Annotated in this window: 12 protein-coding genes; 6 read left to right on the top strand and 6 right to left on the bottom strand. The window is 47.1% G+C overall.

Going from position 1 to position 15114, the window contains the following annotated elements; translation table 11 throughout:
* Positions 1-466: 466 nt before the first annotated feature.
* Entirely contained in the window at positions 467-3250 is a 2784-nt protein-coding gene (locus tag EOPP23_RS16045; protein ID WP_153766997.1) for an Ig-like domain-containing protein, read from the bottom strand.
* A gap of 189 nt (positions 3251-3439) precedes the next feature.
* Positions 3440-3937: a YchJ family protein gene (locus EOPP23_RS16040; RefSeq protein WP_153766996.1), complete on the bottom strand. Its 498-nt coding sequence runs from the start codon at positions 3935-3937 to the stop codon at positions 3440-3442.
* A gap of 73 nt (positions 3938-4010) precedes the next feature.
* Here EOPP23_RS16040 and EOPP23_RS16035 point away from each other — a divergent pair, with 73 nt between their 5' ends.
* On the top strand, positions 4011-4307 hold the full coding sequence (locus EOPP23_RS16035; RefSeq protein WP_153766995.1) for a DUF1145 domain-containing protein: 297 nt from the start codon (positions 4011-4013) through the stop codon (positions 4305-4307).
* Positions 4300-6450 (top strand): ATP-dependent DNA helicase DinG, encoded by a 2151-nt coding sequence (dinG, locus tag EOPP23_RS16030; protein ID WP_370514784.1) that lies wholly within the window; start codon positions 4300-4302, stop codon positions 6448-6450. Before EOPP23_RS16035 ends, dinG begins: the two co-directional genes overlap by 8 nt.
* Positions 6451-6508: 58 nt before the next feature.
* On the opposite strand, the gene EOPP23_RS16025 is transcribed toward dinG, so the two are convergent.
* Together EOPP23_RS16025 and EOPP23_RS16020 are read right to left on the bottom strand one after the other, a co-directional pair.
* The gene (locus tag EOPP23_RS16025) at positions 6509-7702 is read right to left on the bottom strand and encodes a hypothetical protein (protein ID WP_153766994.1); all 1194 of its coding nucleotides are present in this window, start codon (positions 7700-7702) and stop codon (positions 6509-6511) included.
* A gap of 23 nt (positions 7703-7725) precedes the next feature.
* Positions 7726-7959 carry a hypothetical protein gene (locus EOPP23_RS16020; protein ID WP_153766993.1) on the bottom strand — a complete coding sequence of 78 codons (234 nt, stop codon included), beginning with the start codon at positions 7957-7959 and terminating at the stop codon, positions 7726-7728.
* A 290-nt stretch (positions 7960-8249) separates the two neighbouring features.
* Between EOPP23_RS16020 and prfB the strand changes: the two genes are divergently transcribed.
* From prfB to ung, 4 genes are all read left to right on the top strand, one after another.
* Positions 8250-9348 (top strand): peptide chain release factor 2 gene (prfB, locus tag EOPP23_RS16015; protein ID WP_153766992.1). Its coding sequence is split into 2 segments (ribosomal slippage): positions 8250-8324 and positions 8326-9348, totalling 1098 coding nucleotides; the frame shifts between segments, so codons are not numbered across the junction.
* 22 nt (positions 9349-9370) lie between these two features.
* On the top strand, positions 9371-10873 hold the full coding sequence (gene lysS / locus EOPP23_RS16010) for a lysine--tRNA ligase (RefSeq protein WP_153766991.1): 1503 nt from the start codon (positions 9371-9373) through the stop codon (positions 10871-10873).
* 120 nt (positions 10874-10993) lie between these two features.
* Entirely contained in the window at positions 10994-11773 is a 780-nt protein-coding gene (locus EOPP23_RS16005) for a TetR/AcrR family transcriptional regulator (RefSeq protein ID WP_194842636.1), read from the top strand.
* A 321-nt stretch (positions 11774-12094) separates the two neighbouring features.
* Positions 12095-12784 (top strand): uracil-DNA glycosylase, encoded by a 690-nt coding sequence (gene ung / locus EOPP23_RS16000; protein ID WP_153766990.1) that lies wholly within the window; start codon positions 12095-12097, stop codon positions 12782-12784.
* 55 nt (positions 12785-12839) lie between these two features.
* Here the strand turns inward: ung and EOPP23_RS21560 are convergent, their stop codons facing one another.
* Complete coding sequence (locus tag EOPP23_RS21560) at positions 12840-13532, bottom strand: hypothetical protein (protein WP_228550748.1); 693 nt, start codon at positions 13530-13532, stop codon at positions 12840-12842.
* Positions 13533-13699: 167 nt separating this feature from the next.
* Complete coding sequence (locus EOPP23_RS21555) at positions 13700-14473, bottom strand: hypothetical protein (RefSeq protein ID WP_228550747.1); 774 nt, start codon at positions 14471-14473, stop codon at positions 13700-13702.
* Between the last annotated feature and the right edge of the window lie 641 nt (positions 14474-15114).

The raw sequence follows: 15114 nt of genomic DNA, 5'->3' as shown, positions 1-15114 counted from the left end.
ATGATTGATGGATATCAATAGCGGCTGCGGTAAATTACTAGCTATCAGGAAATAATCTTGTAAATAGGGGGTTGCTGAGATTTTTTTTCTACTCTTGCAAGCTGTAAACAGATGTTGAAAACAGTCCCTGTATATCTTCCTCAATCATTTTTTGATTTTAGAATTAGGGGAAGGGATGGGAGAAATAGAGCCAGGACATTATTTAATGTATGGAGATGATTTCAGTTTAAAAACAAAAAAAATGGTTTAAAAGTTGAGTTGTTTTATAGCCGTTTTGATTAGGTATTTGGTTACTCTTTCCAAATTTTTATATCAGTTTATTCGGGGTCTGGATGAGCTGTAAACAGTTCATGATGATGCCAATAATAAATGGTGTGTTCAATTCATTTAAAGTGTAGAGGGTTGTGCTATGTGCTACGGGGTTAGCAGCAGAACAGCGGTTAACCCCGTGCTCTGGTTTTATTTATTATTGGCCAGTGTTTTTTCTTCTGGTTCTCCTGCTAATAATTAGCATTCCCAGCAAGGCCAGAATATTCCAGCTCATGGAGCCGCCACCGCCACTGTTGCTATCACTGCCACTGCTTGGTGCCGGGCTAGGTGTTGTATTTGGTGTGGTGTCGTTGCCTGAAGGTGTTGGCTTGGGTGTATTGCCTTCAGTAGGTTGTACTGGGGCAGGTACAACTGGTTTTTTAGATCCAGAAGGTGGTTGTTCCGGGTCAGGTGAAGGTGCGGGCTGTGAAGGGCTTGGTGCTGGTTGTTGAGGTGTGGGGGCTGGTTGTTCAGGTGTAGGTGCTGGCTCATCTGTCTCAGAGCGAGTACATTCATCTACAGTTCCGGTGACAGTAATTGTGACATCCCCTGCGCCACGACCAAGATTATTGTCTGTCGTCGTATAGGAAAATTTATCGCTTCCGCAAAAACCTGCTTCAGGAGTATATGTAAAGGTACGGGTATTGTTGTTTAGTGACAGCTTTCCGTATTGGGGCAGGCCAAAATATCTGAGTGATATACCACTGTCTACATCAAAGTCATTATCCAGCACCGTAAACTGAATAGGCTTGTTGACATGCGCTTTCACCTTGTCAGCAACGCCAACCGGATTATCGTTGTAAGCTCTAACATTAACTGTGGCAGTTGCTGTAGTCAGGCTGACACGATCCGTCACCTCATAGGTAAACTGATCTTGTCCGGAAGTGTTAAGGTCAGGCGTATACACAATGGAGTGATCCACCGCTATATGAACACTTCCCTTAAGAGGGTCACTGACACCGACGACACGGAGTGCTCTATTCAGGCTGGCATCGTTAGCTAGAACATGAAGGGGTACAGGGATGTCTTCTGATGTTGTGCGGGAATCATCCTTAATCAGCATCTCACTGGCAGGAAATACCTGAACAGTGACTGTGCCCTGCTGGGATTCCCCATTGGCCTCAGCAGTGTAGGTGAAGCTGTCATAACCGGTATAATTGTCTTCAGGCGTGTAAGTAGCTTCACCTTGAGACGTATAAGTGACGGCACCATGCTTGGGTTGAGTGATTGCAGTAATGCTGGCTGTACCTGAAGCAACTACATCATTACTCAGAAGATTCAGGGTAGCGGCCTCATCAATGCTGGTTTTTAACAAGTCAGCGATGGTATGAATTTTGTCCTGTCCCTGAACATGTATGGTAACAGTTGCGGTTCGAGCCTTACCTGAGGAATCAACGGCAGTATACGTGAACTGATCTTCCCCAAGAAATGCGGAGTATCTCAGCTTGTACTTGAACTGATTGTTTTCAAGATTGAAATACTCGGTATTGGTATGACCTGGATTAATTGGTATATCAGCTGATGGTCGTGTAAAACTGACAATATTTAAATTGCCGGATGAAGCGGTATCGTTAGCCAATACATTCAGTGTATACATGCCATCATTGCCCCCTGAACTGGTCTCTTGAACGATATAAAAATCATCATTCAACTGTGGGGCATTAAAGTCATTATCTTGTTTTTTTACTGCTAGGGTGTATGCCCCGGTGCTGCCAAAATCGAGATAACCGTTGTGATAGCCGGGTGTTGGTTTTCGCCCCGTGCCGCGTACAGCAATAAAGTATTTTCCAGACTCAAGCGTCAGGTTTAACCAGTTATCCAAATGGTTTAATGGGTTTGATCGGGCAATTTCTTTACCGTCTTTGTCAAAGAGAATGGTGAGGGCATCCAAAGAATAGGCCCAGATAGCGGGCTGAACATGAATGTTGACGTTCTCGTTTTTATCCAGTTGAAAATGAAACAGATCAAGATCGACGTTGGACTCAATGACACCAAAACCAGAAAGTTCAGCGCCATTCTTAAGTGAGTGAAGAGAGCTTGCTGAAGCAAACTTGTCACCATGATCATCTGCCCGTTGTTTAACGGAACGTTTATACAGGCCAGCCAAATCAGGAAGCAGAAAATGAGCGAGCGGTGGAACGGTTCCTCCACCCATAACTGAGCGCCAGCTTACTTCACTGTCTTTCCCTGTGGCTGAAGTGATAATTTTATGGCCATCAATAACATCTGGTGTTTGAGGTGGGTGCCACATAGACAGTGTGTGACCAACTTCATGAAGAGGGAGTCCTTTTGTTCCCAATGATGGTTTAACTATACGACCAGAGTAGGTAGGAGTCGGAACAGCCTTGACCCCGTTTGATCGTCGAGTCAGAACGTTCTCAAAGTCAGTGCCTCCAGAGGCGGCTATAAAACTTGGAATCTTGCCAAATACTATACGGGAGCCATAAGTCTGGTCATTAACACTGAATCGACCCAGACTATCTTCACCTGGGTCTTCAGTGGTGATATCAATGTCGTACGCAGCATAAACACCGGCAATCGATAACCAAAGCTGCTGAACGACTATATGCTCCTGAGTATTGAATGAGGCTGGATTGTTATCCAGATCCAGAGCAGTCGAGATAATAGGTCCTTTTACCTTATTCTGGTTATTTCCGTTGTTCGCATGTTGCCCGCCGAGTGTTTCGATATGGCCATCGAAATCAAGGAAAATAACCTGTTTAGCGCCCGGCCGGCTGTGAAGTTTGAAAGTATCTTGAGCTGAATATGCCGGCGCGCTCCAGAGTTTATTTCTACCTGGATCTATTTGAATATTGGCAAAGGTTAACTTGCCGTCTACATAAGCAGGAAACGCACCGGGGTAGGGTGGGATAATGTTATTGGAGGCATGGGTTATTGAAGCCAGGGCGGATATGGCAAGAGCAAGTGTTACTGCTTTCATTATTGTTTTTCCTTAAGCTCCAGGCCTTGCTGCTTATCTTAAAGGCCACTGATCATGCAGAAAGTCTACAGGAGGAAATTGGGAGTTTAAGGGGCTTTTCCAGTCAATAACGATATTTGTGACAGTAGTCCTGTTTTATGATTTTCAGGTTCGGGTAAAGCAAGGCCAACACTGACCCCGCATCTACATTTATATACAACACTTTTTAAATTTCTTACCACTGCCGCAAAGGCATGGATCATTACGGGCAGGTGGTTTTGCTGCCAGGTTTGGATAGATGAAATACCAGCTCCCACTCTCACGAATAAAGTCAGAGTTCTCGTGATAAGGTTCTTCATTGCCGCTGGCAGGGTTGATAAACCAGGCTTTAAATTCAACCTTGCCCTTGGTGTCGCCCTCTTTACCGGCAACTGTCGACAAAATGTCGAGTTTCGACCAGCGGGTATTGTCTTCCTGCTGATGGAGCCTTTCCTGTCTCATCGCCTCATGCTGTCGTGGCCAGGTGGTTTCAATCAGGTAGTCGTTGTTCTTCAGATAATACGCACAAAAACGCGAGCGCATCAGCTGCTCGGCAGTCTCGGGCAGTAAACCCTGATTATGGTATCGATCGCAACAGTCTATATAGGTGTTACCAGAGCCACAGGGACAGGAGGAAGTCTTTTCAAAAGATAAAGTATCAATAGTCATTTTTTTGAGCAGTCAAAAGCAGGATTCGATAAACTAGCATCTTTCAAGTTTACTTATTTGTGAGAATGAATTCATGGGGATCGGCAAGTTAGTTGTCATTGTGTTCTGGGTAACCGCCATTTTCAACCTGTTTGCACCGCTGGCTGAACCTATGGGGCGTGTGCTGCATATAGCTGCACCTGCTATGTTGGTGATGCATGCTCTGGAGTGCTTTTTCTTTAATCGCCGTTTTACGGCTATGGGTAAGCCTCTGTCGAGCAGTGACAAATGGATGGTGATCGTATTCGGTGGTTTTCATCTGATGAAACTAATGAAGCAGATCCCTGAACTGAACAGTGGTAACCAATCAGGTAATAACAAGCGTGCTTGAAGAGCCACAAAAGAAAGCGATTCAGAAAGCGTACAGCACCTTTCTGACCAGTAAAAAGCTGAAAGCCCGACCTGGCCAGAAGCAGATGATTGCCGAAATTGCCCGTGCTCTGGGTGAGATCAAGGCTGACGGTGAAGGCCGGCGCATATCCGACCCAGCTGTGTCAGTGATCGAAGCCGGTACCGGTACCGGCAAAACCGTAGGCTATGTCATCCCTGCGGTGGTGATGGCGCAGGCGTCGAAAAAACGTCTGGTCATTTCAACGGCCACGGTAACCTTGCAGGAACAGATCATCAGTAAGGATCTGCCCGATGTGATTCTGAAATCCGGCTTAAAGTTCTCTTTTACTCTTGCCAAAGGCAGAGGACGTTATGCCTGTGTCAGCAAGCTGGACAGAGTGCTGCAGGAAGAACAGTCAACCGCGTCGTTGATGGATATGTTTGCTGCTGAAGGTTATTCCCTTGAGCAGGACGAATCGTCGCTCAAGCTTTATCAGACTATGCTGGAAGATTTTGCATCTTCTAAATGGAAAGGTGATCGAGACAGCTGGCCCGATGCGCTGGAAGATCAACAGTGGCGAATGATTACAACCGATCATGCTCAATGCAGTGGTCGCCGTTGTGGCTATTTCAGTCAGTGTCCTTTCTATAAAGCCCGTGGCGATCTGGAAAGCGCGGATGTGATTGTCACCAATCACGATCTAGTGCTGGCTGACCTGGCCCTGGGTGGTGGCGCTATTCTTCCCGACCCTAAAGACTGTATTTTTGTCTTTGACGAAGGTCATCACCTTCCTGATAAAGCGATAGATCACTTTGCCTGTCATGGTCGTCTAAAAGGTACGGCCAGCTGGCTGGAGAAGGGCAGTAAATATCTTCAGAAAACCCTGGGACAGAATGCCTTGCCGGGTGATCTGGGTGAGCAGTTGGAAAAGCTGATGCCGGAGTTTGATGATCTGGTTAATCATCTGGGTCATACCCGCACCATGCTACATTCCCTCGCTACTTTTGAGCCTCGAATGCAGGGTGATATGCAGGTGGCGGTTCATCGTTTCCCTGAAGGCATAGTGCCTGACGAAGTGCGGCAGCAAGCTGAAATCCTGAAAGCAGGCTTCAGTAAAAGCAGTGGCATGCTGGAAAAGGTGGCTAAAGAGTTAAACGATGCCATGGATGGAGGTGTCCCCGGTATTGATCGCTGGCAGGCAGAACAACTCTATCCGGAAATCGGCGCCATGCAGATGCGGCTGGAAAACCAGTTTCAGCTCTGGCTGACGTATACGCACCCTGACCCGGAAGGTGAGCCGCCCAGCGCTCGCTGGCTGAAGTGGTCGGAAGGTCCTTTTGGTGAAGAGCTGGAAGTGTTCAGTAGTCCCATACTGTCGTCTTCTACCTTGTGGCAGACTCTCTGGAATCCCGGCTATGCCTCTATTGTGACTTCGGCAACGTTAACGGCTCTTGGCAGTTTTAACCGTTTCCGAATGCGCTCCGGTGTGCCATCCGAGTCAAAAACCATTGTTGTGCCAAGCCCGTTTCAGCATCAGTTGGCGGCACAGTTGGTGGTGCCGGATATGTTATCTGAACCCAGGCAGAGTGAAGAGCATACGGAAGAGTTGATCGAAATTATGCCGGGGCTGATGGAAAGTCAGCGGGGAACACTGGTTTTGTTCTCTTCCCGTAAGCAGATGAACGATGTCTTTTATGGACTTGATAACAGTTGGCGTAAAAAGGTTCTTCTACAGGATGACTACTCCCGTCAAGAGCTATTGAAACTTCATAAGAAGAACATTGATGACGGCAAAGTCAGTGTGTTGTTTGGTCTTGCCAGTCTGGCAGAAGGTATCGATTTACCGGGTGAATATTGTGAGCATGTAGTCATCGCTAAAATTCCTTTCTCGGTACCGGATGATCCTGTGGAATCAGCCTTGTCGGATTGGCTGGAAGCTCAGGGGCGAAATCCGTTTATGGAAATTACCGTGCCAGATGCTGCGATTAAACTGGTGCAGGCCTGTGGTCGTCTGCTTCGTACCGAGCAGGACATAGGTAAAATAACGTTACTGGACAGAAGAGTCGTAACGGCTCGCTACGGTCGTATGATTCTTGATTCCCTGCCGCCGTTTCGACGTAATATTGAGTACGCTGTTTTGTAGTAGGTTGTTTTAAAGATCAAGCCTCCTCTGCCTATTCTGGTGGGGGAGGCTAAAGCGCCTAAAGTTCATCTTTCGGTTCGACTTGTTGACTGGCGATAGGTGAAGATTGGTCGCCAAACACTGAGCAATAGACCAGTCCGTCCTGTAGCGGAGTCTCAAGAAATACTTCAATAACTGTGTACTGTGATTGTGTAGATATTCTTCTGATGTTTTCGTCAGAACAGTAAAATTCCCCCCGTTTTCCTGTTGTCAGAGAAAAAACGCCACTGTCTATATCGTGAATCAGATGGAAGTGGGTCGTTCTTTCTTCAACAGTGTAATTGAACAGGTTTCGATCGCCTTGGCCGGGAATATCTAATAGAAGAGATGTCACTGGAGTGATCGTTGCTGTGGAGTCGTCATGAATAAAGGTGTAGCCCTCACCGCTGGCCGTGATGTGATGCGGATCTTCCGTTATGGAGTTCAGGTTGTTTAACCATATTCTGGGATTGCTCGTATCATCAGACCCGGATGTCTGTGTTTGTCTTACTCTGAAGCTCGAATACAAGCTAATCGTTGGGATGGTAACTTTGCATTCTAAGCGATCAGAAAGGCAGGTTTGGGTATCTGGTACGGGTCTTAAATATTCTCCCCCACTAATAGAGGCACCTTCACCAATAATTTCAATGTTCGGTTTGGTAAGAATTTTTTTCTGTTGCCAGTGGTTTCCAGTTATTTGTAGTGGGTAGTTGAGATTGGGTCGATTGTTTACGTCTGGGATGAATGGCGTAAGGGTCAGGGTAACTGTTTCGCTGCTGACAGGATCGATAAGGGTATAACTGCACTCAAAGTGATGATTGAACGTGTTCAGGGTTGCCGATGAAAATTCAACAGAAGAGAGGTCTATTTTTGACTGAATATCAACTTTACCTGACAGTTTTTGCCATGACGGTGGCATGTTTGGGGTGAGGTCAGCGGAGAATGTTCTGAAATCGCCAGAGTCATCGTATGCAACCTTTGCTGGGCATAAAATCTCATTTGCCTGAAGGATTTGAGTGATCAGAAGTAGGGCGATAGAGCAAATACGTGGTCTGAAAAAAGACATGATATGAGTAAACTGCTGTTTAAAGGTGAATGAAAAATAACCTTGTGAGAGCAGAAAAAGTTTGGCAGACGAATGTGTAATTGCCAGAAATAAGTGAAAATTAGTTTGAATCAGTTTGGAGTCTATCAGTTGTGACTGATTCACCCTGACCGATAAGACTTTAGGCACGAAATTGTTGTTGCAGAATGATATCAATTTTCAGTGATATCAAACTGATAATCACTTGAAGGAAGCTCGTCATCACTTTCAGTTTGATCTTCTTCTGATTCATCGTCATAGGCCTGATACTGTTTGTTATCAGGGTATGTGGTGTGTTCGAAATCCTCACTGGGTAGTGAGAACTCCTGATCATCAGCCAGAGTAATCTGGCTACAAAGTTGCAACGTTGATATCAAAGACAGGGCTATTAGTAGTTTCCTTTTCACAGGTAATCACCTCTTGGTTTTTCTTATATAGCGTGCTCTGCAGGTCGCACTAGATTATGAAAGCTCTGACCAGTCTGTTGCTCAAGAGTTCCATTAAGTCTTAGTGAACTCTTCATGCCTGAACCCTGCTGATAATCAGTGATGCGGGTTGCTCGACAGACATTCCAACGGCAGAGGCGATCAGTTACAATACCCGGCTGATTTTTTCCTTTATTTGATTATTCAACAATCACTTACCCACGATCGAAACCCGGTCGCCGGGTGAGTGCGTACATCACTGAGCGAGAGCCATGCTTGAAGTAAACCCTATCAAGGAACGTATCAAAGACCTGTCAGCGCGTACGGACGTGCTTAGGGGGTACCTTTGACTACGCTCACAAGAGTGAGCGGCTGCAGGAAGTAGAGCGGGAACTGGAAGATCCAAATGTCTGGAACGAGCCTGAACGGGCCCAGGCACTGGGTAAAGAACGTTCCATCCTTGAAGGTATTGTCTCCACCATTGACGATCTGAATTCAGGTCTGGAAGACGCTGTTGACCTGCTCGACATGTCCGTTGAAGAGCAGGATGAAGACGGTGTTGACAGTGTTGTCGAAGAGCTGGACGAGCTGAGTGAAAAGCTCGAGCTGCTCGAGTTCCGTCGCATGTTCTCTGGCGAGATGGACCCAAACAACGCGTACCTCGACATTCAATCCGGTTCCGGCGGTACAGAAGCCCAGGACTGGGCCAACATGATGTTGCGTATGTACCTGCGCTGGGGTGAAGCGAAAGGCTTCAAGACCGAGATCATTGAATTGTCTGCCGGTGAAGTTGCGGGTATTAAATCGGCAACTGTTCAGTTCAGCGGTGAGTATGCCTTTGGCTGGTTGCGTACGGAAACCGGTGTACACCGCCTGGTACGTAAGTCTCCATTCGATTCCGGTAACCGTCGTCATACCTCTTTCTCTTCCGTGTTTGTTTCTCCGGAAATTGACGATAATGTCGAGATCGAAATCAACCCGTCCGATCTGCGAATCGATACGTATCGTTCCAGTGGTGCCGGTGGTCAGCACGTAAACACCACAGACTCTGCGGTGCGTATTACCCACGAACCATCCGGTATCGTTGTTCAGTGTCAGAACCAGCGTTCTCAACACCAGAACAAGGACAAAGCTATGCAGCAGCTGAAAGCCAAGCTGTATGAGCAGGAAATGCAGAAGCGTAACGAAAGTGCCCAAGCGCTGGAAGACACTAAGTCTGACATTGGCTGGGGCAGCCAGATTCGTTCATACGTTCTGGATGATTCCAGAATTAAGGACCTTCGTACCAGTGTTGAAACCCGCAACACCCAGCAGGTTCTGGACGGTGATCTGGACAAGTTTATTGAAGCCAGTCTGAAGAAAGGCCTGTAACCCCCTTTTTCCCGGAGAGATTATGTCTGAAGAACAGATGACAGACGCGCAGGAAGAAAACAAGCTGGTGGCTCTGCGCCGTGAAAAGCTGAACGCAATCCGCGCCGATCGTATTGCTTTTCCTAACAAATTCCGCCGTGATTCCCTGGCTGCCGATCTGCAGGAGCAGTTCAAGGACGCCAGCAAGGAAGAGCTGCTGGAAGCCGGTGACACCAATAAAGTAAAGGTAGCCGGTCGCATCATGCTGAACCGTGGTGCTTTTATGGAAATTCAGGATATGTCCGGTCGTATCCAGGTTTACGTTAACCGTAAGGTTCTGGACAAGGCGATTCTGAAGGAAGCCAAAGGCTGGGACATGGGCGACATCATCGGCGCTGAAGGTACTGTCCAGCGTTCCGGTAAGGGTGACCTGTATGTGGATATGCAGCACGTTGAGTTGCTGACCAAGTCCCTGCGTCCATTGCCTGAAAAGCATAAAGGCCTGACCGATACCGAGCAGCGTTATCGTCAGCGTTATGTAGATCTGATCACTAACGATGCGTCCCGCAACACCTTCCGTATCCGTTCCCAAATCGTTCAGGGTATTCGTGATTACTTCCATGAGCAGGACTTTATGGAAGTTGAAACACCGATGTTGCAGGTGATTCCGGGTGGTGCGACGGCTCGTCCGTTCAAGACTCACCATAATGCACTCGACATCGATATGTACCTGCGTATCGCTCCAGAGCTGTATTTGAAGCGCCTGGTTGTTGGTGGTTTTGAACGTGTGTTCGAAATTAACCGGAACTTCCGTAACGAAGGCTTGTCTACACGTCATAACCCTGAATTCACCATGATCGAATTCTACCAGGCTTACGCTGACTACATCGATATGATGGACCACACCGAAGCCATGTTGAAGCGTATCACTGAAACCGTTACCGGCGGTGATACCAAAGTGGTGTATCAGGGCAATGAAATCGACTTCGGCAAGCCGTTTGTGCGTATGTCCGTATTCGATTCTATACTGCACTTCAATTCCGATTTGGACGCAGCTGATATCGATAATATCGAGTCTGCTACTGAAGTTGCCAAGAAACTGGGCGTTCAGATTAAGGATTCCTGGGGATTGGGCAAGATCCAGATCGAGATTTTTGAAGAGACAGTAGAGCATCGCCTGATGGATCCGACGTTCATTACCGAGTATCCAACAGAGGTATCCCCTCTGGCTCGTCGTAATGACGACAATCCATTTATCACTGACCGCTTTGAATTCTTTGTCGGCGGTCGTGAACTGGCAAACGGCTTCTCGGAGTTGAATGATGCTGAAGACCAGGCAGAGCGTTTCCGTCAGCAGGTAGCAGAGAAAGACGCTGGCGATGATGAAGCTATGCACTATGATGCAGACTACATCAATGCTCTTGAGTATGGCCTGCCGCCGACTGCGGGTGAGGGTATTGGCATCGACCGTTTGGTGATGCTGTTTACCGATGCACCTTCCATTCGGGATGTATTGCTGTTCCCGCACATGCGACCACAGCTGTAACCTTCCGATACTGCAGACAGGGTGTTTCCTGTCTGCAGGCTGGCAATGCCGTGTCTTGAGCAGAAACGTCACAATAAAGTGCGACGAATCTGTTATGACTCTCTGTCATGACAAGCTGTTATGAACAGCTCGACGCTTAATGATAAACCGGCAACTGCAAGGCAAAACCAGATGGAAGTACCTAACAGCGAATCAATTCAGCAGATGCCCCATAACGAAGGAATGTCACAGGTCAAGGGAGCATTGAAATACCAGGGGCGTAAAACCAGCAGGGCGAACAGCGAGCAGCGTCGTCGAACCATTCTTGAGGCAGCATTGCGTATTGTTGTAAGAGATGGTGTCCGTGGTGTTCGTCACCGTGCTGTGGCCAGAGAAGCAGAAGTACCTCTGTCTGCTACTACCTACTACTTTAAAGACATTAATGACCTGATTACCGACACCTTTACCCTGTTTGTGGAAATGGGTGCGGAAAAATTCAAGGCATTCTGGCAGGAGTCTGAAGGCAGGCTTCAGCAGGCACTGTCAGTTCTGGACGGTACTGAATACTCCAAAACGATCTTTGGCAACAAGATGACTGATCTGGCGGTTGATTATGTAGTCACACAGCTGCGTGACCACCGTCCATACCTTCAGGCAGAGCGTGCTTTCCAGCTGGAATGTCTGCGCAATGAAAACCTGAGACCGGTTGCCTTTCAGCATCAGGCTTATCTGATTTCCAGTCTTGAAGCTCTGTTTAAGCGTGTCGGTTCCAGTGACCCGCAGAGTGATGCCAAACTGTTTATGGCAGTGATGGTTGAAGTGGAATACGAAGGGATGGTTCAGGGGGAAGGTGCTATTAACCTGGCACCTATCCGTCAACGTCTTAAACGTCAGATTGAGCATATGATCCGTTCATACTGATTGTTTGAAGAAGGGGTAGGTCATATTCTATGGCCTGCCTTCTTTCTATTTTTAAACGGCCTTTTTCTCTATTCTCAAAGTACCTTCCTCTGTTATTTCTTATTTATTAATATCTCTCCTTTCTGATTGTGAAGTACCCAGGTTCACGAATGTATAAGTTGTTTTGCCCGGCGAAGGTGGTCAGACATTAAAATGCTATTGCGTTTGTCTACACAGTTTTAATGGGAAGGGTTGTGTGGCAAGAGTTCTCCGAATTCGGAGATCTGATTGGCTCTTTGCATTTCTGTGTATAATTTATCTGTTTTTTTTGAGTAATCATTTATGCCTGATGTTCGTTTGGAGCCTTCCTGGAAATCTCACCTTCAGGAAGAGTTTAATAAAGAGTACATGCAGAATCTGCGAGCCTTTCTGTTAAATGAGAGAGAGGCCGGGAAGGTTATTTATCCGAAAGGTTCAGAGTATTTTCGGGCGATGGAGCTGACACCCTTTGATCAGGTGAAGGTGGTTGTTCTGGGGCAGGACCCTTACCATGGGCCGGGTCAGGCTCATGGTCTCTGCTTTTCAGTCAGGCCGGATGTTCGCACACCACCTTCACTGGTCAATATGTATAAGGAGTTGAATGCAGATCTGGGTATTCCTCCGGCCAGTCACGGTTGTCTGGAAAGCTGGGCGAAACAGGGAGTGCTGTTATTGAACAGTGTTTTGACAGTGGAGCATAAGCAAGCCGCATCTCACCAGAAAAGAGGTTGGGAGCAGTTCACCGATAAGGTGATTCATGAGTTGAACGCCAAGCGGGAAGGGCTAGTGTTTATTCTCTGGGGCAGTTATGCACAACGAAAAGGCAGTTTTATCGATCATACACGACACTTGGTCTTGAAAGCAGTTCACCCTTCTCCTCTGTCGGCGCATCGTGGTTTTTTTGGTAGTAAGCCTTTTTCTCAAACAAATCACTATTTAGAGTCTCGAGGTCTTGCACCTATTGATTGGCAACTGCCTGAAATAGAAAGTTAGCCGGTAAGAAAGGAAAAGCTGATTAGAGCTTTTCCTTTTTCCGGTGTTATGTTGACTATTCCGGTTTAGTGGCTTCGGAGCTATTGGTGGTATTGCCTACAAGCTCTGTCTCTGCAGTTGGCTCTGAAGTTGCAGTAGAGTTGCTTGCTGTATCGATTTCTTTTGTCTCCAGGGTTGGCGTCGGATGTTCTGAATCATCAGACTTTTCTTTGGTTCTCACTTCCGGTTCGTCTTCACTCGGTTTTTCTGTATGTTCTTCTGTATATAGTGCCTCTTCTGGCTGTTCCTGGAATGCACAATCAGGTGGTGAGCTCAGTAAATCAATACTGAAAATGCTGTCCATCATGTCTGCTGTATTGTCAGGGCAGAGTATCTGACCAGTGAGTTGTTGAAGGGACTTTTGAAACAGCATGGCTTCGCCTGGTGAGAGCGCAGCATTGAGTTGGGCTTGTTGAAGCTCGGATAACGCTTTCCAGAACCTGTTAAAGCCAAGCAGTTGGTAATCGGGGCTCTTAAGCCAATTGTTGGATTTTTTCTCAGTAAATGCTCTCATTAAATTTGCATCGGAATTAGTTATTGCTGCGACATCAAGCAACGCGGCTGAGAGTTGATTGGCGTCCAGTTCATCAAGTTTAAAGGTTGAACTTTGAATCAGTCTTGCACCTGTGACATAGCTTTCATTAAGCCAGTCAAACTGACTGGCTTCTAAGGTTTTCCAGCTATCCTCAAGTTCATCGGAGTCAAGCATTACTTGTAGGGTCAGTACTGGAATTTCCAGAGAGTAATGACCAGAAAAAACCTGAAGTCTGTATAGGATTTCAATAGCTAAATCTATATCAGTAATGTTCGGGGATTGTGCTATTGAATGGCAAGCGTGTAGAAATTTTTCAGACAGTGAGTTGGGGCATAGAGTGTCTAATTCATGGCTTTTTTCAGTTGTTTTTCCATCACCGAAAAGCCAGCCTTTCGCACGGTTGAAATGACTTTTAACAGAATCCCAGTAAGAGGGTGAGTGAATGATGGCTTCAGTAACTGCCACCATTCCGGCAATTTTACTGTAGGTATAGAGAGGGTTTCCCTGGTCGCCTTGAGGGCCTTTGTCCCCAAGCTCACCTTTGTCTCCAGGTTGACCTTGTTCTCCGGGCTCACCTTTGTCTCCAGATTGGCCTTGCTCTCCGGGCTGGCCTTTGTCTCCAGATTGGCCTTGCTCTCCGGGCTGGCCTTTGTCTCCAGGTTGACCTTGCTCTCCGGGCTGGCCTTTGTCTCCAGGTTGACCTTGCTCTCCGGGCTGGCCTTTGTCTCCAGGTTCACCCTGTTCTCCGGGTTGGCCTCTGTCGCCAGGTTCGCCTTGTTCTCCGGGTTTTCCGACATCACCTTCAGCGCCCTGTGTGCCAGGAGGGCCTTGAGGGCCGTCAGGGCCAATGCCACCCTCTGTGCCTTTATCACCTGGCAAACCCTTCTTCCCATCAGGTCCGGGGTTTCCTGTAGGGCCGCGTTTTCCAGGGTCGCCTTGGTCTCCCTGAGGTCCTTTGTCCCCTCTTTCCCCCGTGGCTCCAGGGTCACCTTCAGATCCGGTTGTGCCTCTCTTACCTCTTTCTCCTTGAGCGCCTTTCTGACCCTCATGTCCCGGCTGGCCCCTTTTGCCCTCTCGCCCCCTATCTCCTGGCTCACCTTTATCTCCACGCTCACCTTTTGCTCCTGCTGGTCCGGGGACAGGGTTTAGTGCTCCACCCTGTGAGCCAGCTATGGAGTCAAGAGGTCTTGTGCTGGCTGGTGGTAAATTAAGGTGAGGTGGTTGTGAGGCTGTAGCAGTCTCGAGTGCTTGAGGAGTTATGCTGATAATTTCGATGACGGCTTCATTTATAAGGTTTGAAGTTTGATCTTGCGGGTTGGCAATGGAGATTAAATCCTGAATAGAAAAATTGTGTGTTCCTATAGTTACAGCTTCAGTATTTTCCTGAGAAATTTCCACGTGCGTCAGTGAGTCGGGATGCGCGTATACGGTGTTCTCCATTTTACTGACTCTTATAGAGCCTATAGGCACGTTTTCATCCTTCTTTAGCGTGATGTCTGCTACTGAAGACCCAATATAGAAACAGGCAAGAAAAGAAAGCCATCTCAAGGATGTTTTCATTGACTACTCCTCAATGATTCATTTTTGACAGGCCACGAGTATAGGTTCTATTTATATGAATGGTGATTCACTAATACATGTATTGAAATCTGAATTCGGAATGGCTTGTCAATTTAAAATAAGGAAGTTACAGGCAATTAGTAGGATTTAATGGGTAAAGTAACGATCTCTTAATGGTGATTGTGAATATGAATGC

This window comes from Endozoicomonas sp. OPT23, from assembly GCF_009653635.1.
In the GTDB taxonomy this organism is placed as follows: Bacteria; Pseudomonadota; Gammaproteobacteria; order Pseudomonadales; family Endozoicomonadaceae; genus Endozoicomonas_A.
Note: the sequence above shows the minus strand (reverse complement) of the source record. Positions and strands in the feature narration are given on the sequence as shown.

Excerpts from the sequence above, each read along its gene's own strand:
- EOPP23_RS16045 (WP_153766997.1), bottom strand. The coding sequence starts at position 3,250 with ATGAAAGCAGTAACACTTGCTCTTGCCATATCCGCCCTGGCTTCAATA.
- EOPP23_RS16040 (WP_153766996.1), bottom strand. The coding sequence starts at position 3,937 with ATGACTATTGATACTTTATCTTTTGAAAAGACTTCCTCCTGTCCCTGT.
- EOPP23_RS16035 (WP_153766995.1), top strand. The coding sequence starts at position 4,011 with ATGGGGATCGGCAAGTTAGTTGTCATTGTGTTCTGGGTAACCGCCATT.
- lysS (WP_153766991.1), top strand. The coding sequence starts at position 9,371 with ATGTCTGAAGAACAGATGACAGACGCGCAGGAAGAAAACAAGCTGGTG.
- EOPP23_RS16005 (WP_194842636.1), top strand. The coding sequence starts at position 10,994 with ATGAACAGCTCGACGCTTAATGATAAACCGGCAACTGCAAGGCAAAAC.
- ung (WP_153766990.1), top strand. The coding sequence starts at position 12,095 with ATGCCTGATGTTCGTTTGGAGCCTTCCTGGAAATCTCACCTTCAGGAA.
- EOPP23_RS21560 (WP_228550748.1), bottom strand. The coding sequence starts at position 13,532 with ATGCTTGACTCCGATGAACTTGAGGATAGCTGGAAAACCTTAGAAGCC.